The sequence below is a fragment of the Blastococcus saxobsidens genome, from assembly GCF_002938435.1.
Lineage (GTDB): Bacteria > Actinomycetota > Actinomycetes > Mycobacteriales > Geodermatophilaceae > Blastococcus > Blastococcus saxobsidens.
Genome location: NZ_POQT01000020.1, coordinates 40,590 through 63,939 on the forward strand (window position 1 = coordinate 40,590; position 23,350 = coordinate 63,939).

General features: G+C 73.6%; 20 protein-coding genes. 8 read left to right on the forward strand and 12 right to left on the reverse strand.

Translation table 11 applies throughout. From position 1 onward, the window contains the following. The first annotated feature begins 3 nt into the window (after positions 1 to 3). From C5507_RS13165 to C5507_RS13180, 4 genes are all read left to right on the forward strand, one after another. A complete protein-coding gene (locus tag C5507_RS13165) occupies positions 4 to 375 on the forward strand; it encodes an L-rhamnose mutarotase (RefSeq protein ID WP_104528976.1) in 372 nt (123 codons plus the stop codon). Beyond that, positions 372 to 1,544: an L-rhamnose isomerase gene (gene rhaI / locus C5507_RS13170; protein ID WP_104528977.1), complete on the forward strand. Its 1,173-nt coding sequence runs from the start codon at positions 372 to 374 to the stop codon at positions 1,542 to 1,544. The genes C5507_RS13165 and rhaI overlap by 4 nt, the downstream gene beginning before the upstream one ends. An 89-nt stretch (positions 1,545 to 1,633) precedes the next feature. Next, the gene (locus tag C5507_RS13175; protein WP_242611055.1) at positions 1,634 to 3,670 is read left to right on the forward strand and encodes a bifunctional aldolase/short-chain dehydrogenase; all 2,037 of its coding nucleotides are present in this window, start codon (positions 1,634 to 1,636) and stop codon (positions 3,668 to 3,670) included. A 73-nt stretch (positions 3,671 to 3,743) separates the two neighbouring features. Next, a complete protein-coding gene (locus C5507_RS13180) occupies positions 3,744 to 5,213 on the forward strand; it encodes a rhamnulokinase (RefSeq protein ID WP_104528979.1) in 1,470 nt (489 codons plus the stop codon). A gap of 7 nt (positions 5,214 to 5,220) precedes the next feature. On the opposite strand, the gene galK is transcribed toward C5507_RS13180, so the two are convergent. The 12 genes from galK to C5507_RS13240 form a co-directional block, all read right to left on the reverse strand. Beyond that, positions 5,221 to 6,381 carry a galactokinase gene (gene galK / locus C5507_RS13185; protein WP_104528980.1) on the reverse strand — a complete coding sequence of 387 codons (1,161 nt, stop codon included), beginning with the start codon at positions 6,379 to 6,381 and terminating at the stop codon, positions 5,221 to 5,223. Continuing rightward, a complete protein-coding gene (locus C5507_RS13190) occupies positions 6,378 to 7,394 on the reverse strand; it encodes a UDP-glucose--hexose-1-phosphate uridylyltransferase (protein WP_207225719.1) in 1,017 nt (338 codons plus the stop codon). The genes galK and C5507_RS13190 overlap by 4 nt, the downstream gene beginning before the upstream one ends. A gap of 2 nt (positions 7,395 to 7,396) precedes the next feature. Further along, the gene (locus tag C5507_RS13195) at positions 7,397 to 8,581 is read right to left on the reverse strand and encodes a glycoside hydrolase family 1 protein (protein ID WP_104528981.1); all 1,185 of its coding nucleotides are present in this window, start codon (positions 8,579 to 8,581) and stop codon (positions 7,397 to 7,399) included. Then, positions 8,578 to 10,230: an FAD-dependent monooxygenase gene (locus tag C5507_RS13200; RefSeq protein ID WP_104528982.1), complete on the reverse strand. Its 1,653-nt coding sequence runs from the start codon at positions 10,228 to 10,230 to the stop codon at positions 8,578 to 8,580. Before C5507_RS13200 ends, C5507_RS13195 begins: the two co-directional genes overlap by 4 nt. Before the next feature lie 175 nt (positions 10,231 to 10,405). Beyond that, positions 10,406 to 11,659, reverse strand: coding sequence for a DUF3500 domain-containing protein (locus C5507_RS13205; protein ID WP_104528983.1), 1,254 nt, complete (start codon positions 11,657 to 11,659; stop codon positions 10,406 to 10,408). A 4-nt stretch (positions 11,660 to 11,663) separates the two neighbouring features. Continuing rightward, positions 11,664 to 12,509: a fumarylacetoacetate hydrolase family protein gene (locus tag C5507_RS13210; protein WP_104528984.1), complete on the reverse strand. Its 846-nt coding sequence runs from the start codon at positions 12,507 to 12,509 to the stop codon at positions 11,664 to 11,666. Next, a complete protein-coding gene (locus C5507_RS13215; RefSeq protein WP_104528985.1) occupies positions 12,506 to 13,441 on the reverse strand; it encodes an alpha/beta hydrolase in 936 nt (311 codons plus the stop codon). Before C5507_RS13215 ends, C5507_RS13210 begins: the two co-directional genes overlap by 4 nt. 67 nt (positions 13,442 to 13,508) lie before the next feature. Further along, positions 13,509 to 14,063, reverse strand: a complete 555-nt coding sequence (locus C5507_RS13220; RefSeq protein WP_104528986.1) for a quercetin 2,3-dioxygenase — start codon at positions 14,061 to 14,063, stop codon at positions 13,509 to 13,511. Between the two features lie 106 nt (positions 14,064 to 14,169). Further along, positions 14,170 to 14,967 (reverse strand): SDR family NAD(P)-dependent oxidoreductase, encoded by a 798-nt coding sequence (locus C5507_RS13225; RefSeq protein ID WP_104528987.1) that lies wholly within the window; start codon positions 14,965 to 14,967, stop codon positions 14,170 to 14,172. Positions 14,968 to 15,020: 53 nt separating this feature from the next. Then, entirely contained in the window at positions 15,021 to 15,581 is a 561-nt protein-coding gene (locus C5507_RS13230; protein WP_104528988.1) for an antibiotic biosynthesis monooxygenase, read from the reverse strand. Position 15,582: 1 nt separating this feature from the next. Then, positions 15,583 to 16,563 (reverse strand): alpha/beta hydrolase, encoded by a 981-nt coding sequence (locus C5507_RS13235; RefSeq protein ID WP_104528989.1) that lies wholly within the window; start codon positions 16,561 to 16,563, stop codon positions 15,583 to 15,585. 130 nt (positions 16,564 to 16,693) lie between these two features. Beyond that, positions 16,694 to 17,506, reverse strand: a complete 813-nt coding sequence (locus C5507_RS13240) for an IclR family transcriptional regulator (protein WP_104528990.1) — start codon at positions 17,504 to 17,506, stop codon at positions 16,694 to 16,696. 182 nt (positions 17,507 to 17,688) lie between these two features. Between C5507_RS13240 and C5507_RS13245 the strand changes: the two genes are divergently transcribed. The 4 genes from C5507_RS13245 to C5507_RS13260 all read left to right on the forward strand — a co-directional run bounded on the left by C5507_RS13245 (position 17,689) and on the right by C5507_RS13260 (position 23,307). Beyond that, positions 17,689 to 19,245: an ABC transporter substrate-binding protein gene (locus C5507_RS13245; RefSeq protein ID WP_104528991.1), complete on the forward strand. Its 1,557-nt coding sequence runs from the start codon at positions 17,689 to 17,691 to the stop codon at positions 19,243 to 19,245. 89 nt (positions 19,246 to 19,334) lie between these two features. Continuing rightward, a complete protein-coding gene (locus C5507_RS13250) occupies positions 19,335 to 20,276 on the forward strand; it encodes an ABC transporter permease (protein ID WP_104528992.1) in 942 nt (313 codons plus the stop codon). Further along, the gene (locus C5507_RS13255; protein ID WP_104528993.1) at positions 20,273 to 22,288 is read left to right on the forward strand and encodes a dipeptide/oligopeptide/nickel ABC transporter permease/ATP-binding protein; all 2,016 of its coding nucleotides are present in this window, start codon (positions 20,273 to 20,275) and stop codon (positions 22,286 to 22,288) included. The genes C5507_RS13250 and C5507_RS13255 overlap by 4 nt, the downstream gene beginning before the upstream one ends. Beyond that, positions 22,285 to 23,307: an oligopeptide/dipeptide ABC transporter ATP-binding protein gene (locus tag C5507_RS13260; RefSeq protein ID WP_104528994.1), complete on the forward strand. Its 1,023-nt coding sequence runs from the start codon at positions 22,285 to 22,287 to the stop codon at positions 23,305 to 23,307. The genes C5507_RS13255 and C5507_RS13260 overlap by 4 nt, the downstream gene beginning before the upstream one ends. The last annotated feature ends 43 nt before the right edge of the window (positions 23,308 to 23,350 follow it).

Consider the following 23,350-nt stretch of genomic DNA (forward strand, 5'->3'; position numbering starts at 1 on the left):
CGCGTGCCCCGCGTCTGCTTCACCCTGCAGGTCCGGCCCGACCGGCTGGACGAGTACCGCCGTCGGCACGCCACCGTCTGGCCGGAGATGCTCCGGGCGCTGCGCGACGCCGGCTGGCGGGACTACCAGCTCTTCCTGCGCGAGGACGGGCTCCTCGTGGGTCTCGTCGAGACCGACGACCTCGCCGCCGCGCAGGCCGCGATGGACGCCACCGAGGTGAGCGCCCGCTGGGAGAGCGAGATGGCTCCCTTCTTCGACCTCCCGGGCGGCCGTGACGGCCGCTCGAAGCACGAGTTCGACCCCGTCTTCGACCTGGCCGCCCAGCTGAGGGCGGCCGGCGAGAGCACCACCGCGACCACCGGAGAGACACCGTGACCACCGACCTCCGCACACCAGCGCTGTCCGCCCTGGCCGGGCAGACCATCGAACTGCCCTCCTGGGCGTTCGGGAACTCCGGCACCCGGTTCAAGGTCTTCGGCCAGGCCGGTGTCGCCCGCGACCCGTACGAGAAGCTGGAGGACGCCGCCCAGGTGCACAAGCACACCGGTGCGGCCCCTCGCGTCTCGCTGCACATCCCGTGGGACCTCGTCGACGACTACGCCAAGCTCGCCGCCCACGCCCGCGACCTCGGCGTGCAGATCGGCGCGATCAACTCCAACCTCTTCCAGGACGACGAGTACAAGCTCGGGTCGCTCACGCACGCCGACGCCGCCGTCCGCCGGCGGGCCGTGGAGCACCACGCGCAGTGCATCGAGGTGATGCGGGCGACCGGCTCCACCGACCTGAAGATCTGGCTGCCCGACGGCACCAACTACCCGGGCCAGGACGACCTGCGCGAGCGCCAGGACCGGCTCGCCGACTCGCTGCGGCAGATCTACGCGATGCTGGATGCGGACATGCGGATCCTGCTCGAGTACAAGTTCTTCGAGCCGTACTTCTACGCGATGGACATCCCGGACTGGGGCACCTCGCTGGTGCACTGCCTGGAGCTGGGGGAGCAGGCGACCGTCGTGCTCGACACCGGCCACCACGCGCCGGGCACCAACATCGAGTTCATCGTCATGCAGCTGCTGCGGCTCGGGCGGCTGGGGGCCTTCGACTTCAACTCGCGCAACTACGCCGACGACGACCTGATCGTCGGCTCGGCCGACCCGTTCCAGCTGTTCCGGATCATGAACGAGATCGTGGCCCAGGGCGCCCACCGCCCGGAGTCGGGCGTCAACTTCATGCTCGACCAGTGCCACAACCTGGAGAAGAAGATCCCCGGGCAGATCCGCTCGGTCATGAACGTCCAGGAGGCGACGGCGAAGGCGCTCCTGGTCGACCGCGAGGCGCTGGCGGCCGCGCAGCGCAGCGGTGAGGTCCTCGACGCGCACTCGGTCCTGATGGACGCGTTCAGCACCGACGTCCGGCCGCTGCTGGGCGAGCTGCGCGAGTCCCAGGGCCTGGACGCCGACCCCTACGCCGCGTTCGCCCGCAGCGGCTACCAGCAGCGCATCGAGCGCGAGCGGGTCGGCGGCCAGCAGGCCGGCTGGGGCGCCTGAACCAGTCATCTTTCGGCGTTTCGTGCACTAACCGCGCGGCGCTTAGTGCACAAAACGCCCTCATGATCACTCCCGGAAGGAACCACCCCGTGACGAATCCTGTCGTCAGTGACCTCATCGCGCGCAGCAACCGGCTCGGCGCCGACCCGCGCAACACCAACTACGCCGGCGGCAACACCTCCGCCAAGGGCACCGGAACCGACCCGGTCACCGGTCAGCCGGTCGAGCTGCTCTGGGTGAAGGGTTCCGGCGGCGACCTCGGCACGCTGAAGGAGGCCGGTCTGGCCGTCCTGCGCCTGGACCGGCTGCGCTCGCTCGTCGACGTCTACCCGGGCGTGGAGCGGGAGGACGAGATGGTCGCCGCCTTCGACTTCTGCCTGCACGGCCGGGGCGGCGCCGCACCGTCGATCGACACCGCCATGCACGGCCTGGTCGACGCCGCGCACGTCGACCACCTGCACCCCGACTCCGGCATCGCGCTGGCGACGGCGGCCGACGGCGAGGCGCTCACCCGCGAGTGCTTCGGCGACCGCGTCGTCTGGGTGCCGTGGCGCCGGCCGGGCTTCCAGCTGGGCCTGGACATCGCCGCGATCAAGGAGAAGAACCCGCAGGCGATCGGCTGCATCCTCGGCGGTCACGGCGTCACCGCGTGGGGCGCGACGAGCGAGGAGGCCGAGGCCAACTCCCTCGACATCATCCGCACCGCCGAGCGATTCCTCGCCGAGAAGGGTGCCGCGGAGCCGTTCGGCGCCGTCGTCCCCGGCTTCGAGGCCCTGCCCGAGGCGGAGCGTCGCGCCAAGGCCGCGGCGCTGGCACCGGTGATCCGCGGGCTGGCCTCGACCGACAAGCCGCAGGTCGGCCACTTCACCGACTCCGACGTCGTCCTGGAGTTCCTGTCCCGGGAGAAGCTGGCCCCCCTCGCGTCGCTGGGCACGTCCTGCCCGGACCACTTCCTGCGCACCAAGGTGCGGCCGATGGTCGTCGACCTGCCCGCATCCGCCCCGGTCGAGGACGTCGTCGCCCGGCTGAAGGAGGTCCACGAGGAGTACCGCGCCGAGTACGCCGCCTACTACTCCCGGCACGCAACCGCCGACAGCCCGGCGATGCGCGGCGCCGACCCGGCGATCGTGCTGGTGCCCGGCGTGGGCATGTTCAGCTTCGGGGCCAACAAGCAGACCGCGCGGGTGGCCGGTGAGTTCTACGTCAACGCCATCAACGTCATGCGCGGCGCCGAGGCCGTGAGCACCTACGCGCCGATCGACGAGAGCGAGAAGTTCCGCATCGAGTACTGGGCGCTGGAGGAGGCGAAGCTCCAGCGCATGCCGAAGCCCAAGCCGCTGGCCTCCCGGGTCGCGCTGGTCACCGGCGCCGCGAGCGGCATCGGCAAGGCCATCGCCGAGCGGCTGGCCGCGGAGGGCGCCTGCGTCGTCGTCGCCGACCTGGACCTGCAGAAGGCGACCGACGCCGCCGCCGGGATCGGGAACGCCGACGTCGCGATCGGCGTGGCCGCCGACGTCAGCGACGCCGAGGCGGTGGCCGCCGCGTTCCGGGAGGCGTGCCTGGCCTTCGGCGGCGTGGACCTGGTGGTCAACAACGCCGGCCTGTCGATCTCCAAGCCGCTGCTGGAGACCACCGAGGCCGACTGGGACCTGCAGCACGACGTGATGGCCAAGGGCAGCTTCCTCGTGTCCCGCGAGGCGGCCCGCATCATGATCGAGCAGGGGATGGGTGGCGACGTCGTCTACATCTCCAGCAAGAACGCGGTCTTCGCCGGCCCCAGCAACATCGCCTACTCCTCGACCAAGGCCGACCAGGCCCACCAGGTCCGGCTGCTGGCGGCCGAGCTCGGCGAGCACCAGATCCGGGTCAACGGCATCAACCCCGACGGCGTGGTCCGCGGGTCGGGCATCTTCGCCGGCGGCTGGGGCGCCAAGCGCGCCGCCGTCTACGGGGTGCCGGAGGAGGAGCTGGGCCAGTTCTACGCGCAGCGCACCCTGCTCAAGCGCGAGGTGCTGCCCGAGCACGTCGCCGACGCCGTCTTCGCCCTGACCGGCGGCGAGCTCAGCCGGACCACCGGCCTGCACGTCCCGGTCGACTCGGGCGTCGCCGCCGCGTTCCTGCGATGAGCGCGAGAACGACGCCCGAGCGAGCATCGCAGCGAGGAACGAGCGAGGAGCGGAACGAGGGCGGAGTCGAGCCATGACCGATCGGGAGCTGACCCTCGCGGCCGTCGACCTGGGTGCCTCCAGCGGCCGGGTGATGACCGCGCGGGTCGGCCCCGGCCGGCTGGACCTGGCCGAGGTGCACCGCTTCCCCAACCGGCCGGTCCGGACGGGGGGGACGCTGTCCTGGGACGTGCTTGCGCTCTACGCCGGTGTGCTTGACGGGCTGCGTGCCGCGGGACGGGAGGCCGGGAGCATCGACGGGATCGGCATCGACAGCTGGGCGGTCGACGTCGGCCTGCTCGACGCCGACGGCGCGCTGCTGGGCAACCCGGTGCACTACCGCGACGCCCGGCACGCGACGGCGGTCCCGGCCGTGCACGCCGTCGTCCCGCCCGGCGAGCTGTACCGCGTCAACGGGCTGCAGCACCTGCCGTTCAACACGGTGTTCCAGTTCGCTGCGATGCGGGGCACCGCGCGGTTCGCCGCCGCCCGGCAGGCGCTGCTCGTGCCGGACCTGCTCGCGTACTGGCTGACCGGCGCCCGCGTCGCGGAGGTCACCAACGCCTCCACCACCGGGCTGCTGGACGCGACGACGCGGCAGTGGGCCGGCGGTCTCCTGGACCGGCTGGACCTGCCGCGCGACCTGTTCCCGGCGCTCGTGCAGCCCGGCGAGGAGATCGGCCGGCTCACCGCCGAGGCGCGCGCGGAGACCGGGCTGGCCGACGTCCCGGTGATCGCGGTGGGCTCGCACGACACGGCGTCGGCGGTGGTGGGCGTGCCGGCCGCGTCGGAGCAGTTCGCGTACGTCTCCTGCGGTACCTGGTCGCTGGTGGGTGTCGAGCTGGCGGAGCCGGTGCTCACCGAGGCCGGCCGGCAGGCGGGCTTCACCAACGAGCTGGGCGTCGACGGCACGGTGCGCTGCCTGCGCAACGTCATGGGCCTGTGGCTGCTGCAGGAGTCGCTGCGCACGTGGTCGGCCGCCGGGCTTCCCGCCGACCTCGCCGAGCTGCTGGCCGCGGCCGCCCGGGTGTCGGCGTTCACCGCCGTCGTCGACCCCGACGACGCCCGGTTCCTGCCGCCGGGGGACATGCCGGCCCGCATCGCCGCGCTCTGCACCGAGACCGGGCAGACGCCGCCGCAGAGCCAGGCGGAGACGGTGCGCTGCATCCTCGACAGCCTCGCGCTGGCCTACCGGCGGAGCATCCGGCGCGCGGCCGAACTGTCCGGCCGCGAGGTCGAGGTGGTGCACCTGGTCGGCGGCGGCGCCCGCAACGAGCTGCTCTGCCAGCTCACCGCGGACGCCTGCGGGCTGCCGGTCATCGCCGGGCCGGTCGAGGCGGCGGCGCTGGGGAACGCGCTGGTGCAGGCGCGGGCGCTCGGCGCGGTCGACGGGGGACTGGCCGAGCTGCGTGCACTGCTGCGGGCCACGCAGCAGACGCGGACCTACCTGCCTTCCGGCTCCGCGCAGGCCTGGGCCACGGCGGACGCGCGGGTCTTCGGCTGACGAGTGCTCAGCCGGCCCACACCGCACGCGTGCCGTCCGACGGCGTGCAGATCGTCGCCTCCCCGGGGCGGCCGGTGGCCGACCGGTACCGGGCGGTGATGCTCGCGGCGGCGGCTGCCGCGTCGTCAGCCCGCACCAGGGCCACCGCGCAGCCGCCGAACCCGGCCCCGGTGAGGCGCGCGCCGAGGATCCCCGGCGTGGCGACGGCGAGGTCGACCAGCGTGTCGAGCTCCGCGACGCTCACCTCGTAGTCGTCCCGCAGCGACGCGTGCGAGCGGTTCATCAGCTCGCCGAACTCCGCGACGTCGCAGCGGGCGAGGGCGGAGACGCTCCGCAGCACCCGCTCGTTCTCCTCGACGACGTGCCGGGCCCGCCGCAGCGGCACCTCGCCCAGCAGGTGGGCGTGCTCGGCCAGCAAGTCCGGTGTCACGTCCCGCAGGGCAGCCAGACCGGGCCGCACCGGACGCAGCCGGGTCAGGGCCTCCTCGCACTCGGCCCGCCGCCGGTTGTAGGCCGACCCGGCCAGGGTGCGCGGAACGGCGCTGTCGAGCACGAGGATGCGGACGCCGTCCGGCACGGGGACCCGCTCGGTGCGCAGGCTCCGGCAGTCGACCAGCACCGCGTGCCCCGCCGCCCCGCAGGCGACCGCCAGCTGGTCCATGACCCCGCTGCGGACCCCGACGACGTCGTTCTCCACCCGCTGCCCGAGGCGGGCCAGCTGCTCGGGCGGCAGCACCTCCCCGGCGAGCGCCAGCAGCGCGACCAGCACCCCGAGCTCCAGGGACGCCGAGGAGGAGAGCCCTGCCCCGATCGGCAGATCGCTGTCCACCAGCAGGTCCGCACCGGGGACGTCGTGCCCGTCGGCGAGCAGCACGGCCGCGGTTCCGGCCACGTAGCGCGACCACTCCGGTCCCTCGTGCGGCCGCAGGTCGGCCAGCGGGCGCTCGTCGGTGGCGTCCATGCGCAGCGCGGTGGTCCGCAGCCGCCGGTCCGGCCGTCGGCGGGCCAGGACGACGGTGCCCCGGTCCAGCGCGGCGGGGAGGACGAAGCCGTCGTTGTAGTCGGTGTGCTCGCCGATCAGGTTGACCCTGCCCGGCGACCGGACGACGACCTCGGCGGGTGCGCCGGTCGAGCGGGCGAAGGTCTCCCGCAGGGCGACGTCGTTCACGCCCGCCCCACCGTCCCGCGCAGGCGGGCGGCCGCGGACTCCGGGGTGATGTCCCGCTGCGGCTGGGCCAGCAGCTCGTAGCCGACCATGAACTTCCGGACGGTGGCCGAGCGCAGCAGCGGTGGGTAGAAGTGCCCGTGCAGGTGCCACTCGGGGTGCGCGTCCCCATCGGTCGGCCGCTGGTGCAGCCCCATCGTGTACGGGAAGGGCACGCCGAAGAGGGCGTCGTAGCGGCGGGCGAGCTCGGCCAGCGCGGTGGCCAGGGCGTCCCGGCCGGTCCCGTCGAGGTCGGGCACCGCGCCGCAGTGCCTACGGGGCAGCACGAGGGTCTCGAACGGCCAGACCGCCCAGAACGGGACCAGGACGGTGACGTGCTCGTCCCGGAAGACGATCCGTGCGCCGTCGGCCTCCTCGACCGCCAGGTAGTCGCAGAGCAGGCAGCCGCCCGCTGCTGCGGCGGCCCGCTGGGAGGCGAGCTCGCGGACCGCCTCGGTGGGCAGCCGCTCCTCGGCCCAGATCTGGCCGTGCGGGTGCGGGTTGCTGGCGCCCATCGCCGCGCCCCGGTTCTCGAACACCTGCACCCAGTCGACCCAGTCGAGGCCGCCCAGCTCGGTGTACTGGTCGGCCCACGTGTCGATGACCGCGCGGATGCGGTCGGCGGGCAGCCGGCCGAGCGCGAGGTCGTGCCGCGGTGAGTAGCAGATCACCCGGCAGACGCCCCGCTGGCTCTCGGCGACCAGCAGGCCGTCGGGGTCGGAGGTCGCCGGTGCCACGTCCGGGGTCAGGGCGGCGAAGTCGTTGTCGAAGACGAAGGTCCCGTCGTAGGCGGGGGTGCGCCGCCCGCCCGCCCGCTCGTTGCCCGGGCACAGGTAGCACTCCGGGTCGTAGTCGGGCAGCCGGGGTGCCGCCGTGTCCTCGACCTGGCCCTGCCAGGGGCGGGCCGTGCGGTGCGGGGAGACGAGGACCCATGCACCGGTCAGCCGGTTGAGGCGCCGGTGCGTCGCATCGAGCACCGTCAGGACCCTGCGAGGCCGTTGCGGCGGGCGACGTCCCCCAACCAGGCGAGGCTCGGCTTGGGGGTGCGGGCGAACGTCTCGCGGTCGACGGCCACCAGCCCGAAGGTGGGCCGGTAGCCCAGCATCCACTCGAAGTTGTCGAGCAGGCTCCAGTGCACGTAGCCGCGGACGTCGACGCCGTCGGCGATCGCGGCGGCCAGGCTGCGCAGCGCCTCGTCGGTGAACGCGATGCGGTCGGAGTCGTCCGCCGTCGCGATGCCGTTCTCGGTGACCAGCAGCGGCAGGTCCGGCACGACCGAGGCGGCGTAGGTGACCGCCGCGCCCAGCGCCTCCGGACGGCGCTCCATGCCGTGCGCCAGCGTCTGCCGCTCCGCCGGTGGGGCGATCAGTCCTTCGGCGCCGAACCGCTGGGCGGTGTAGATCTGCAGGCCCAGGAAGTCGTCGGCCGCCGCGCCCTGCAGGAACTGGTCCATCATCGCGGCCCGGGCGGCCTGCAGCCGCTCCTGCCCGCCGCCCTCGTCGATGTACTCCAGCCCGACCAGCGTCATGCCCGCCGGCGGTGACCCGGCATCGCGGAGCACCTCCATGCTGCGACCGTGCAGCCCGATCAGCGCGTCAGTGACGCCCTGGTCCGGCACGGGCAGGCCGTGGATCGGCTCGCCGCGGCGGGCCATCGCACCGATCACCGGCTGGACCGCCATCAGGTTCGGCTCGTTCAGGGTCGCGACGTAGCCGGCGTCGGCCAGCGCGGGGGCGACGAACTCGGTGAACCGCGCGAGCCGGTCGCCGGTGCGGGCGCCGGTCCAGCCGCCGTCGTGCATCAGCCACCGCGGCATCGTGAAGTGGACGAGCGTGACGATCGGGGTCAGCCCGCGCTCCCGGCAGGCGTCGATCATGCGCCGGTAGTGGTCGAGGTTCGCGCGGGAGAACTCGCCCTCGGCGGGCTCGATCCGGCTCCACTCGAGGCTGAACCGGTAGGTGTTCAGGCCGGCCCCGGCCACCAGGTCGAGGTCCTCGGGCCAGCGGTGCCAGGAGTCGCAGGCGTCGCCGCTGGACTCGCTGAACGGCGAGTGCTCGGCGTGCTCCATCTCCCAGTGGTCGTTGTTGACGTTGCCGCCCTCGACCTGGTGCGCGGCGGTGGCGGTGCCCCAGAGAAAGCCCTCGGGGAAGCTGCTGGCGGTCATCGGCTGATCTCCTCGAGGGGGTGGGGAAGGGCGGCGACGACGTTCGCGCCGCCGACGACGGTGCGCAGCAGGTGGTGCGGCCGGTCCACGGCGGCTCCGCGCCAGGCCACGTGCTGGTCGGGCCGGACCAGCACCAGGTCGGCCTCGTAGCGGGAGCGGAGCCCGGGCACGTCGGCGAGGTCGACCACCGTGAGCGGGATCCCGAGCTCGTCGGCGGCCGCGGGAAGCGCCCCGGTGTCGGAGCCGGAGCCCAGGCGCAGCAGGGAGAAGCCGTCGCCCAGCCGGTCGTAGACCGAGCTGCCGTCCGGCAGCCAGGCGTGCGGGAGCCGGGCACCCGGATGTGCCGACGGGGTGAAGGTGGCCAGCGTCGGCTCGGGCACCGTGCGCCCGTCGGGGACGACGACGGGGGAGTGGGGGTAGTCGTAGCCGAGCACCAGCCCCAGGCTGTGGAACTCGGCGTCCTTGACGTGGAGCCGCTGGGCCAGGTCGGCGCGCAGCAGGCGCCCGGCCGTCCCCTCGTCGTCGAGGTCGGTGTCGGCGAACGACGGGGCGAGGAACGCCTCCTGGGCGCCGGCCGCACCGATGGTCCGGTGGGCAACGGGACGGCGCTCGGCCTCGTAGCTGGCGAGCAGGGACGGCGGTGCCCAGCCCTGCAGCACCGCGGCCAGCTTCCAGCCGAGGTTGACCGCGTCGCCGACGCAGGTGTTGAAGCCGTGCCCGCCCCACGGGGGGTTGAGGTGCGCGGCATCGCCGACCAGGAGTACCCGCTCCCCGCGGTAGCGGTCCACCAGCAGCATCCGGGCCGACCACGGGTCGGTGGCCAGGACGTCGACGTCGATCTCCGCGCCCACGAGCGACCGGACGAGCGCCACCGGATCGACGTCCTCGGTGCGCACGTCGACGCCCTGGACGATGGCCCACCAGGTGCCCTCGAGGTCCAGGCGCCCCATCAGGCCGCCGCGCTCGGCGCCGATGACCCAGTAGTGCACGCCCACGGCGCACAGCTCGCGCTCCTCGAGCGCGCGGCTGCGGAAGGTGATGCTCAGGTTCGGCAGGGTGCCCGAGGAGCCCTCGTAGCGGGCGCCGATCGCCGTGCGCGAGAGGCCGCTGCTGCCGTCGCAGCCGAGCAGGTAGTCGGCGCTCACCCGGTGCGGCGCGCCGGCCTGGTCCTCGACCACCGCGCGAACCTCCCCGGGGCCGTCCAGGACGGACGCGACCCGCCAGCCGGTCAGCAGGGTCACGGCCGGCAGGGCGGCGGCGGCCTCGCGCAGGACCTCCTCCACCAGCGGCTGGGGAGCCTGCTGCCCGGCCTCGGCGGCGATGTCCTGACGAGCCGTCCAGAGCCCGAACGCGTTCTCGAAGCGGGTGATCTCGTGCCCGAACAGGCCGGTCACGAAGACGACGTCCTGGGCGTGGTCCACGGCCAGCGGCGCCGCGGCCCGGAGCCGGTCGGCGAGGCCCCACCGGCGCAGGTGCTCCATGGTGCGGACGCTGGTGGTCTTCGCCCGGGGTCGCAGCGGGTCGAGCTGGGTGCGCGGCTCCACGACGAGCACCTCGACGCCGCGGCGGCCGAGCTCGATCGCGGCGGCGAGCCCGCTGGGCCCACCGCCGGCGATGAGCACCGGGACGCGTTCGGGCACGGTGGTCATGAGGTCTCCTGTCAGGGGCGCCGCTCGCCGGGCGAGCGGAGGTGCGAAGGCATGCGCGGTCGGCCGTCCGGGGAGCTCCCGGGGCTCCGTGCCGCCCGTCCAGCATCGGTGGCGGGGGTCACGTCGCCGTAGCCCGTTGCCATTGGGTGGCAGTGCGGAACGGGAGCGTCCGCCATCACCGGGCCGCGTGCCGCTCCTGCCACTGCCGCACCCAGGCGCGGCCGTAGTCGTTGCCGTGCGGGGTCCGCAGCACCGTGTGGATGTGGAAGGGCTGCGGGGTGTCGTAGTCGAGGAAGACCCCGCAGTGGTGGTCGAGCTCGGCGATCAGCACCGGCGACTGCAACCGGTAGTAGAAGACATCGCCGGGAGCCGATCCGCCGATCCAGCAGAACCACGTCTCGTCCAGGTGCTGCTCGACCTCCCGCATGCGGGCCCGGCGCGGCCCCTCGGGCAGCAGCCGGACGAACGCCTCGGCGATCCCGAGCGCCGCCGTGCGGGCCTCGGCCGGCATGTCGGCGACCCGGACGCCCTCGAACGGGATGACCCGGTTGTCCTGGAACGCCCCGGCGAGGTGTCGCTCGTCGCCGGGGTGCACCCGGCCCGGCGGCATGGCCGGGTCGACCATGTGCTGGTAGACCGTCGCCGCCCGTCGCTGGTCGTCGGGGAGGGCGGCCATGAGGGCGGTGCCGAGGGAGATCCGGTCGGCGAACACACCGGCCAGACCGGCGTGCGGGCCGGCGTCGATCTCGTCGGGCTCGGCGCCCAGGAAGACGGGGGAGACCACCATCCGGCCCTCGACCACCAGGCAGTTGACCGCGCAGTGGTGGCCGTACAGCTGCCAGCCCCACGGCGCGCGCAGGTCCGGCTGGCCGTAGAGCGCGATGTTGTAGCTGAACTCGTTGAGCACCGTCGTCAGGTCGACGAGTTCGCCGAGGAAGCCGTTGATCAGCATCATCGCGTGGGCCAGCTCGTAGCCCTCCGGGCTCAGCGAGGCCGCCATCAGCGCCAGCGCCTTCTCGCGGACGACCTCGGGCTGCAGGTCCAGCCGCAGCCCGGTGTCGAACTGCATGAACTCCGGATTGGCCCACGTCTGCCACTCGACGGCGTCGACGGCGAAGCAGATCCGCTTCCGCCCGTCGTCGTCCAGGACGGCGAGCAGGTCGTGGGCGGCGGCGACCATGGCCTCGACGGGCGCCTCCTCACCGGGCCGGGCCGGCTCGAAGGGGTGCAGCCCCTCCCGCAGCGTCCCGTCCTCGGTGACGCCGCGGAACTCGTTCCGGTAGAGGGGCGTCCAGCCCTCCACCAGGCCACCGGTGAAGGTGCCCGGGGTGCGGGCGTGATCCCGGTAGGCGTAGGGGTCCATGCCGCGCACCTCGGCGACGCGCGGGTGGTCGTGCGGGAACAGGTACTGGCGGTACTCGCCGGACATCGCCTCAGGCCGTCCGGGCGTCGTTGCCGACGACGGTGTTGGTGAGGAGGCCGAGCCGCTCGACCTCCACCTCGACGACGTCGCCGGGCTGCAGCAACCACGGGGGCGTCCGGCCGTAGCCGACGCCGGACGGCGTGCCGGTCGCGAGCAGGTCACCCGGCCGCAGCGTGAAGGTGCGGGAGATCAGCGCGAGGGTGTCCCCGACGGTGTAGACCATCTCGTCGGTGCTGCCGTCCTGCACGGTCTCCCCGTTGACCCGGGTCTGCACCCGGAGCCCGTCGCGGAGGTCCCCGACCTCGGCCGCCGGGACGATCGGCCCCAGCGGGCCGGAGCGGTCGCCGTTCTTGCCCAGGATCCACTGGCTGGTGAGCTTCTGCGCCCGCCGGGAGGTGAGGTCGTTGAAGGTGGAGTAGCCGACGACGGCGGCCAGCGCCTCGTCCGGGGTGGCGTCGACGAGCGTGGAGCCGACGTAGGCCATCACCTCGCCCTCCCAGTCGAGACCGTCCTCGTCCGAGGGGACCGGGACCTCCGCGCCGCCGACGGTCAGCGACTGGGTCCACCGGGCGAACAGGGTCGGGTACGGCGGCACGCCCTCGCCGGCGTAGGACCCCTCGGCGACGTGCTTGAGGTAGTTCAGCCCGATGCAGACCACCCGGGCGCCGGGCAGCACCGGCGGCACGAACTCGACGTCCGCGGCCGGCAGCGTCTCCCCACCCGGCTCGCGCGACAGGTGCCCCGCCGCGTCGGCCCAGAAGTCCTCCAGCGCCGCGACGACGGTGACCTGCGCGCCGTCCTCGGACAGCGCCGCCACCTGTGCGCCGCCGTCCCGGCGGATGCCCACGATCCTCATCGGTCCTCTTCCTCGGTCGTGCCGGCCAGCTGCTCCAGCAGCCAGCCGGTGGTCAGGTCCAGCGCCAGATCGGCGGCGTCGGGTGCGCCCAGCCACATGTGGTCGGCGCCGTCGAGCAGGTGGAGCTCCACGTCGGCTCCGGCGGCCTCGAGCGCGGCGGCGAGCCGCTCGCTCTGCGCGCAGGGGATGAACCGGTCGTCCCGCCCGTGCAGCAGCAGGAACGGCGGGGCGCCGGGGGACACGTGCGCGATCGGGCTGGCCTGGGCGGCGAGCTCCGGCACGGCGACCGCCGAGGCGCCGAGCAGCTGGGCCTCGCGGGTGGTCGGGTCAGCCGGGTCCGCGCCGGTGTCGGTCGCCACCGCGGCGACGTCGCTCGGGGCGTACCAGGCGACGACCGCGCGGACGCCGCTCGTCGGACCGGCGGGACCGACGTCCCCCTCGAGGGCGGCGTCGTCCGCGGTCAGGCCGAGGAGCTCGGCGACGTGGCCGCCGGCCGACTCACCCCACGCGGCGATCCGGTCGGGGTCGATGCCGAGCTCGGCCGACCGGGCGCGCAGCCAGCGGACCGCGGCCTTGGCGTCGTGCAGCTGCGCGGGGAAGGTCGCCTCCGCCGAGAGCCGGTAGTCGACGCTGGCCACGGCGATGCCGGCCTGCGCGATCCGCGCGAACGGCGGGGGCGAGGCGTCGCGGTACATCGGACCGGCCCCGTGCCGGCTGCCCAGGCGCCAGCCGCCCCCGTGCAGGAAGACGACGGCCGGCAGCGGCTCGCCGGTCGGCGGCGGCAGGTGGAGGTCGAGCTCCAGCGGACGGACGCCGGGGATCGCCGCATAGGGCACACCGAGCAGGAGCCGGGTGCCGCCGCGACCGGGCAGGGCCGGGGGCAGCGGGAGCTCGTGGGCCGGCGGGGGCAGTGGCAGAGCAGGTGTGGGCACAGTTCTCCTGACGGGACCAGGCGCGGTCCGCGGTGACCCGCGCCTGGTCGGTGCGACGGCTACCGGATCAGGCGTCGGGCCACTCGAAGCCCTGCATGAACTGCATGTTGTGCTGCTGCGCCGCGGCCTGCATGCGCGGGAAGTCCGGGATGAAGGGCGGCTGGTCCTTCGTCGCGTGGTCGGTCGCCGTGCCCATGTGCTGGAAGAACCGCTCGAAGCCGCCCGAGAGCGTGCCCATCATCCGGGCGTCCTCGACGATCTGGTAGGCGTGCGCGAAACCGGCCGGCACGTAGCCGAAGTCCCCAGGGGTGAGCAGCGAGGACTGCTTCTGGCCCTCGGCGTCCTCGTAGAAGAGCTTCACCTTGCCCTCGATGACGTAGAACGTCTCGTGGGTCTCGTTGTGCGAGTGCGTCGGGATGACGTCGCCGGCGGGGGAGTCGGCGGTGACGATCCCGAACTGGTTCTCGGTCTCGTCGCCGGACAGCAGCACGGTGAACAGGTCACGGAAGAGCATGGAGGTCTCGCCCTCGCCCTTGCGGAGGACGTAGGGGACCGGCTTGCCGGGCAGCTGGCCCTTCCACTGCGGGCCCTTGGACGGGTCGATCAGGTACTCGAAACTCATGGGTACTCCCGGCTCGGTCGGCGATGACGGGTCGAGCATGGGTGACCGGCGTCACCCACCCCTAGACCTCTGCCATTGGTCGGAACACCTGTGCGTCGGCACATCGCTACAGGGACGTCATGCCGCCGTCGACGGCGAACGCGCCACCGGTGGCGAAGGCGGACTCCTCTCCGGCGAGGAACACGTACACGCCTTCGAGGTCGGCCGTCGTCCCGGCGCGGCGCATGGGGATCCGGCCGACGATGACGGCGCGGGCGGCCGGGTCCCCGGTGATGGCCGACACGAGCCCGGTCTCGGTGTACGGCGGGATCACCGTGTTCACCCGGATCCCCCTGTCCGCGTAGGCGGCGGCGACCGTCCGCCCCAGGCCGTGCATGCCGGCCTTGGACGAGGCGTACGCGGTGAACTCCGCTCCCTCGCCCCGGACCCCGGTGGGGCTGCCGCTGAGGATGATCGAGCCGCCGCCGATCCGCAGCATGCCCCGCACCGCGTGCTTGACCGTCAGGAAGGCCCCGGTCAGGTTCACGTCGTGGGTCCTCCGCCAGACGTCGAGGTCGAGCTCGGCGACCTCGGCGTCGTGGCCGAACAACTGGACCCCCGCGTTGACCACGACCACGTCAGGGATCCACCCGTCCGCGGCCAGGCCCGCGTAGCCGGCCACGACGCTCGCCTCGTCGGACACGTCCATGTGCACCGGGCGACCACCCGTCGCTGCGGCTGCCGTCTCGGCCCCGGCGGCGTCGCGGTCGGCGTACGCGACGCGGGCGCCCTCGGCGCGGAAGCGGTCGGCGACGGCGAGCCCGATGCCCGCCGCTGCGCCGGTCACCAGCGCCGTCCGCCGATGGAGTCGCGCGGTGCGCGGGTTCCGCCGTGCCTGGTGGTGGTCGGCGGGGCTGTCGGGCACGTGTTCTCCCAGGATCGGAGGAGTCGGTGGACCGGGCCGCGGCACGCCGGCGGTCACGGGTTCCCGGGACCGGAGCGGTAGAGCCAGGAGGCGAGCGAGCGGGAGAGCAGGGGCATGACCACCCACGTCATGAGGGCGACGAGCGGGACGATGACGGCGGCGGTGCGCGCGACCTGCGGCCAGTCGCCGACGAGCGGACGCAGGGCGGCGGACAGCAGCACCTGGAGGACCAGGATGACGGTCGCCGTCATCACGAAGGTCTTCCACCGCGGTGGCCGCGCCGGCGGACCGCCGGGTGCGGCGAACCACGCGTCCATCCCGTCCAGCCGCCGGACGGCGACCGTCCGGACGAACTCGCTGCCGTGCTGGAGCAGCTCCTCCCGCTGAGCCGAGCCCTCCCACGCCGCCAGCCGCTCGGGGGAGTCGAACCGGTAGACCACGTGCCACACGGATCCCTCGGGTGCGGGCTCGCGCAGGCCGGAGCCCAGGTGGCCGGGGAACCGCTGCGCCGCTGTGGGCAGTTCCTCGACCCACGCGTGGAACTCGGCCTCCCGACCTGTTGCCACCTCCCGCGCCACGACCACGGTGATGCCGTCGGCGCCGGTCGCGGACACGTCAGGCCGGGATCGACGTCGGTGCGGTCCTGCGGGCACCGGCGACGGTCTCGCTCATCAGGACCAGGGCCCGGTCGACCGGCTCGACGCCGGGGTGCAGGTTGAGGAAGCCGTGCAGCATGCCGGGCAGCAGCACCTGCCGGACGTCGACGCCGGCCACCGCGAGCTGACCTGCGAACACCTCCGCGGACGCGCGCAGGTCGTCGTACTCGGAGTTGAGCAGCAGCACGGGGCACAACCCCTCGAGCACGGCGCCGCCCGGCATCGCGTAGCCGTCGGCGCTGCTCGCCGGGCCGCCGAGGTAGTTCTCGGTGATGCCCCGGCGGGTGTGGGGCAGGAAGCGCAGCAGCCGTGGGATCTCGTCGAGCAGGGGGGCGAGGGACGGCGACGCCGGCGGGACCACGGCGTGCAGGGTCGTGTACGCGAGCACCAGGGCAGCCGGCACCCAGCCGTCCTCGTCCCGGAGTTTCAGCGCAGCGCCGGCGGCGAGGTTGCCACCGGCGCTCGCTCCACCGAGCGAGATGCGGCCGGGATCGACGCCGAGGTCCGCCGCGCTGTCCCGGACCCACCGGAGGGCAGCCACGACGTCGTCGTGCGGGACCGGGTAGGTGACGCCGCCGACGCACAGCCGGTAGTCGACGCTGACCACGACCGCGCCGGCGCGGTCGCAGACCTGCCGCGCGGTCCAGTCGGCCTCGGGCATGTCGAGGTCCCCCATGCGGAACGCGCCCCCGTGCAGCCAGACGAGGCACGGCAGGTCCGGGCCGCCGCCGGGCGGCGTGTGGACGCGGACGGGGACGGGGCCGTGCGGGCCAGGAGCACTGTCGCCGCGCACGTCGACCTGCGGGGGTGCCGGCGCATCCGCGGCCGACATGAACTCGTCGAGCCGGGCGCGGGTCGCCGGGTCGGCCAGGCCGGCCTCGAAGGACTCGATGCCCTCCAGCAGGTGGAACTTCGACGCGACGACGGGGTGGACGGGCACGCGCGCTCCTCGGTGCGGACGACGGGGGCGGCACGCGGCGGGGCCGATGGCGCCCGCCACGGGCCGCTCCGGCAAGCCTGCGCATCCCCTGCCGCCGGTCCCAGAGGGCTGCCAATGAACGGGACGCGGGTCAGGTGAGCGGAGCCCCGATCGACCGGCGGGCGCCCAGTCCCCGGCTGATCGACCGGGCCGCCGTCCGCACGGCAGGCCCCAGCAGCCGTGGTTCGGCGTTCTCCTGCGGCACCACGACCGACAGTGCCGCGGTGATGCGGTCCTCGGCGTCGAAAATCGGGGCGGCGACGCTGACCAGCGGATGGGGCGCCCGCCGGCGCAGCGTGGCGGTCCCGTCCCGGCGGATCTCCGCGAGCGTCCGGCGCAGCGCCGCCGGCGAGACGGCGACGTTCTCCGGCTGGTGCATCAGCGGCTGCGCGAGCATGGACTCCTGGAAGGCCGACTCCGCGAAGGCGAGCAGCACCAGGCCCACCCCGGTGGAGTGCAGCGGCAGCCGGCCGCCGACCCGGTAGAGCACGGGCATCGCCTGGTGCGCGGACAGCCGCTCCACGAGCAGGGCGTCACCCCCCTCGCGCACGGCGAGCAGCACGTGCTGGCGGGTGACTTCCTCGAGGTCGCCCATGAAGGGCAGTGCCACCTGCTTGAGGCCCTGCCCCCGGGGGGCGAGCGAGGCCACCTCCCACAGCCGGAGGCCGATGGTGAAGCGGCCGTCCGACCCGCGCTCGAGCGCCCCCCAGGCCTGCAGCCGGGTCGCCAGCCGTAGCGTCGAGCTCGTCGGGATGCCGCTGCGCCGGCTCAGCTCCCCCAGCGTCAGGGAGCGGTGGCCGGCGTCGAAGGCGGCCAGCAGTGACAGGGCGCGGTCGACGACGGGATCGCCCTGCGGGGGGCGCCGGCCCCGCACGCGGGCGGCCTGGTGGAGCTCGTCGGTCACAGGATGGTCACCTCCTGTTCACGGATGAGGTACGGACCACAGTTGTGTTTCATTGAGCGGCATTGTGCCTGACGTCTCACCGCGGTCCCCCGCATCGTTGCCGCCAAGCCGGGCGTCTGCCGGCCTGGCCGCCTCCGGCCCCACTCGTCCCGCTCGCCGTCCGGCAGAGGAGCCAACCCACCATGAATCGATTCACCCGGCGTAGCCGCACCGCGGCGATCGCTGCCGCGGCCGTCGTGTCGCTCGCCGCCTGCGGTGGCGGGGGGAGCAGCGCCGGCGCGAGCAGTCAGAGCGCCAGCGACACCCTGACCTTCGCCTACGACGCCGACGCGGCGCCCACCGGCTACGACCCGCTGCTGTACTCGCAGGGCCAGTTCACGTTCTTCAGCGCCCTCTACGACTCGCTGTTCGTGACCACGGCCGACGGCACGGTCGAGCCCAGCCTCGTCACCGAGTTCGAGAACAACGCCGACAACACGCAGACCACGCTGACGCTGCGCGACGACGTCACGTTCGCCGACGGCTCGACGCTGGACGCCGAGCTGGTCAAGGCCAACCTCGACCGCCGCAGCGAGGAGAAGCTCGAGGCGTACGGGGCGCTCGCCCCCGGCGGCGCAAGCGAGATCGCCGACGTCCAGGCCCCGGACCCGCGGACGGTCGTCATCACCTGGGCCAAGCCGCAGGCCACCCCGGAGAACAACCTGACCGACACCGCCGGCATCATCGTCGGTCCCGAGGGGATCGCCGACCCCTCGTCCCTCGAGACGACGCCCGACGGTTCCGGTGCCTACACGCTGAACACCGGCGAGACCACCCGGGCCAGCAGCTACACGCTGGAGAAGAACGACGAGGCGTGGAACGCCGACGAGTGGGCGTACGACACCATCGTCTTCAACGTCATCACCGACCGGCAGGCCCTGGCCAACGCCGTCGTCTCCGGCCAGGCGGACGTGGCGACGATGCTGGACGGCCAGCACGTGGACATGGTCGAGCAGCGGCAGAGTGTGGTGAGCGTGGGCGGCACGATCGTCGGCTTCCCGGTCATCGACAAGACGGGCGCGACCAACCCGGCCTTCACCGACGAGCAGGCCCGGCTGGCGATCAGCTACGCCATCGACCGGCAGGCGATCGTGGACGAGCTGCACCCGGGCGCGATCCCCACGGCCCAGCTCTTCCCCGAGGGCACGACCGGCTACGACGAGTCGCTGAACGAGGAGTTCGGCTACGACCCCGAGAAGGCCAAGGAGGCCCTCGCGGCCGCCGGCGTTCCCGAGGGCTTCGAGTTCAACGTCACGGTCCTGGGCCAGCCCAAGGAGGACCAGGTCGTCATCCAGAGCCAGCTGGCCGAGGTCGGCATCACGATGAACTTCGTGACGGCGACGTCGACCGACCAGGTGTTCGCCTCGGTGCGCACCGACCCGGTCATCTTCGGTCCGTTCGGCATCGGCGCCAACCCGGCCGGCTTCGTCGCCGGCGTGGTCTACGGCGGCTTCATGAACATGCAGGGGGCCAAGGAGCCGGAGATCGAGTCGTCGCTGGGCGCCGCCCTCGGTGCCAAGGGCGAGGCGCAGGAGCAGGCGCTGACCGACCTCAACCGCGCGCTCACCGCCAACGGCTGGTACATCCCCGTCTACGAGGACTTCACCCACACCGGCTACAACGCCGACAAGGTGGCGGAGCCCGCCTACGCCGGGACGAACAGCTACCTGGTCCTCTCGGACATCGAGCCCGCCAGCTGATCTACGGCCGGTGGCCGCGGAGCCTTCCGCGGCCACCGGCCACCGCTCCACCCGCCCGGTCGAGAACCCCGCACGACAAGGACAACGAGATGCTCGCCTACGTCGCACGGCGGCTGGCCATGGCAGTCGGCACGATAGTGGCCGCGGTGGTCATCAGCTTCCTGCTGGTGCACGTCAGCGACTCCACCCCCGGGGCGGTCCGCCTCGGGCCGGGAGCCACCGAGGCGCAGATCGCCGCGGAGAACGAGGCGCTGGGCTGGAACCGCCCGCTCGTCGTCCAGTTCGTCGACTACCTCGGCAACCTGGTCCAGGGAGACCTGGGGACGTCGCTCATCGACGGTCGCTCCATCGGGGCCGACCTGATCGACCGGGTGCCGGTGACCGCCTCCATCGCGTTCTTCGCCACGGTCCTCTCCGGCGTCCTCGGCGTCCTGCTCGGCGTGACCGCGGCCGTCCGCGGTGGCCGGCTGGCCCGGCTCATCACCACGGGCAGTGGGGTGGCGCTCTCCCTGCCGGCCTTCTGGGTCGGCATCCTGCTCGTCTACGTCCTCGCGATCCAGACCGGCCTGCTGCCCGCCACCGGCTACGTCCCCTTCGCCAGCGACCCGGTCGGCTGGTTCACCAGCCTGACCATCCCGGTGCTCACCCTGACCGTCGGCGGCGCGGCGATCATCGCCCGCACCGCGAACGCGGGCATGCGGGAGGCCCTGGCCCAGGAGCACATCCGGACGCTGCGGGCGATGGGGACGCCCGAGTGGCGGATCCGCTACGTGCACGCCCTCCGCTTCGCCAGCCTGCCGGTCGTCTCCGTGCTGGGCATCCAGTTCATCGCCCTGTTCGGCGGCTCGGTGATCATCGAGAACCTCTTCGCGCTGCCCGGGCTGGGCCAGGCCGGCCAGTTCGCCGCGGCCTCCAGCGACATCCCGGCCCTGATCGGCGTCGTGGTCGTCGCCACCGTCGTCGTCGTCCTCACCAACCTGCTGCTCGACCTGCTGGTCGCGGCCCTGGACCCGAAGGTACGGACAGCATGAGCGTGCTCCCTCTGGACGCGGCCGACGACGTCGCGACCGCCCCGGTGGCGCCGGGCCGGCGACGCCGCGGGCTGCCGTACTTCCTGCGCCGACCGGGCGGCATCTTCGGAGCCGCGTGGCTCGTCTTCATGCTCGTCGCGTCCCTGACCGCCCCCCTCTGGCGGCCCTACGGCGTGGCCGAGCAGGACCTCGGCGACCGGCTGTCCCTGCCGTCGGGTGAGCACTGGCTGGGCACCGACCCGCTCGGGCGGGACCTGCTGAGCCGGATCTTCTCCGCGGGGACCGAGCCGTTGCTGGCCGCCGCGGTGACCGTCCTGGTGGCCTTCGGGATCGGCCTGCCGCTCGCCCTGATCGCCGCCGAGCGCGGGCGCCGGGTCGAGCGGGTCATCAGCCGGGTGACCGAGGTCTTCCTGGCCCTGCCGGCCACGATCCTCCTGCTCGCGGTGATCGGCGTCATCGGCGTCCGCACCTACATCATCATGGCGATCCTGGGCGTGATGATCTCCGCGGCCGTGTACCGGGTGATGCTCGGTGTCGCCCAGTCGGTGCGGCAGCGCCTCTACATCGACGCGGCGCGGGTGAACGGCCTGGGCTCGCTGCGGGTCAACGCGGTGCACGTCCTGCCGTCCATGGCGACCGTCGTCGCGGTGCAGGCGGCCCAGCTCTACGGCATCGGGCTGCTGATCGTCGCCGGGCTCGCCTTCCTCGGTTTCGGCCCGGCGGAGCCGGAGCCGAGCTGGGGCTTCATGATCCAGGACGCGTCGTCGTACGTCTTCAACGCGCCGTGGCTCATGGTCCCGACCGGTCTCGTCCTCGCGCTGACCGTCGTCGCGGCGAACGAGCTCGCCGACGCCATCGCCGGCAAGGCCTCGATCGCGCGGACGCGGGGACGGCGCAACCGCCCCCTGGCGCGCGCGGTCGCCGCGGCGGGGTCGCCCGCCCCGCCGGATCCGGGCGCGATCCTCGAGGTCCGTGACCTCGACGTCTCCGTCGACGACGGGCCGGCCCTCGTCACCGGCGTCTCCTTCGCGCTGGCGCCCGGGCGAGTCCTCGGCCTCGTCGGCGAGTCGGGCTGCGGCAAGACGATGACCGCGCGGTCGCTCATGGGCCTGCTGCCCGACGGCGTCTCGGTGACCGGCGGCTCGATCCTGTGGCGGGGGCGGGAACTGGTCGGTCTGCCCGAGAAGGAGCTGAGCGCCATCCGCGGCCGGGAGATCGCGATGATCTCCCAGGAACCGATGGTCGCCCTGGACCCGATGTTCTCCGTCAGCTACCAGCTGACCCAGCCGCTGCGGCGCATCCGTGGCGTGGGCCGGGCCGAGGCCCGGGCGATCGCCGCCCAGTTGCTGCAGCAGGTCGGCATCGTCGACCCCGACCGGGTGCTGAGGTCCTACCCGCACCAGCTGTCGGGCGGTATGGCGCAGCGGGTGGCCATCGCGCTGGCCCTCACGGGGCAGCCCGAGCTGCTGATCGCCGACGAACCCACGACAGCGCTCGACGTCACCGTGCAGGCGGAGATCCTCACCCTGCTGCGCTCGCTGGTGCGTGACACCGGGCTCTCCGTCGTCATCGTCAGCCACGACCTGGGCGTGGTCGCGGACATCTGCGACGACGTCGCGGTGATGTACGCCGGCCAGGTGGTGGAGTCCGGCACGGCCGCCCGGGTCCTCGAGGACCCGACGCACCCGTACACGATGGCGCTCCTCGGGGCCAACCCGCACGTGGCCGACGGCGACCCCGTGCCCTCGCGCCTGGCGTCGATCCCCGGCACCGTGCCCGCGCCCGGCGACTGGCCGACCGGTTGCCGCTTCGCGACCCGCTGCCAGTTCGTGCGGGACGAGTGCACGACGCCGTTCCCCGCTCTCCCCGCCCACGGCGGCGGCTCGGTGCTGTGCATCCGCGTCCACGAGGTCCACGACGCGGGCATCCGCTGGAGCGCCGAACCCGTCGGCGCCGAGCTCGCCCCCGAGGCCGCGATCGAGCCCGTCCCCACCGCTGGAGTGCCCCGATGACCGCCCCTGCCGACACCACCTCCGCCGCGCGGGGCACCGCTGCCACGCCGGCCCTGGAGATCCGCGACCTCGTCGTCCGCTACGGGTCGGGCCGCAAGGCCAAGCGGTTGCCCCCCGCGATCGACGGCGTGGGCTTCGACATCGCGCCGGGGGAGACCGTCGGCCTGGTCGGGGAGTCCGGCTCGGGCAAGTCGACGATCGGCAAGGCGGTCCTGGGTCTGCACCCACCGGCGTCGGGCGCCGTGCGCCTGCACGGCCAGGACGTCACCAGGCTGTCGTTGAAGCAGCGCACGTCGCTGGCGGCGGACCTGCGGGTGGTCTTCCAGGACCCGTACTCCTCGCTCAACCCGGCCCGCACGATCGGGCAGACCTTGGTGGAACCGCTGCGGCTGATGGGCGTCGGCGCTGCCGAGGCACTGGTCAGGGCGAGGAAGGGTCTGGAGTCCGTGGGCCTGCCGGCCGATGCGGTGGATCGTTTCCCGTCGCAGTTCTCGGGCGGTCAGCGGCAGCGCATCGCCATCGCGCGCGCCCTGGTCTGCGACCCGAAGGTCGTGGTGCTCGACGAGCCGGTGTCCGCGCTCGACCTGTCCACGCAGGCGCAGGTGCTGAACCTGCTCGCCGACCTGCGGGACGAGCACGGCCTGGCCTTCCTGTTCATCGCCCACGACCTGGGCGTGGTGCGGTTCCTCGCGCAGCGCGTCGTCGTCCTCTACCGCGGGCAGATCATGGAGACCGGGCCGGTGGAGTCCGTGACCCAGCGCCCCCGGCACCCCTACACGGTGGCCCTCACCGCCGCGGCCCCGGTACCGCGGCCGGCCGAGCAGGCCGCGCGCCGAGCCGCCCGCGAGGCGCTGGGGGTCGGCTCCGCCGGATCCGCTCAGCCCGCTGCGGCGGGATGCCCCTTCGCGCCCCGCTGCCCGCTGGCGACCGGGATCTGCGTGGAGCAGCGGCCGCCGCTGCGGCTGGTCGACGACAGCCTGACCGCCTGCCACCACGCCGAGCGGGTCCCGGCCCTCTGACGCCCCGGTGCAGGAACCCGCGGGAACCCCGCGAGTCGTGGCC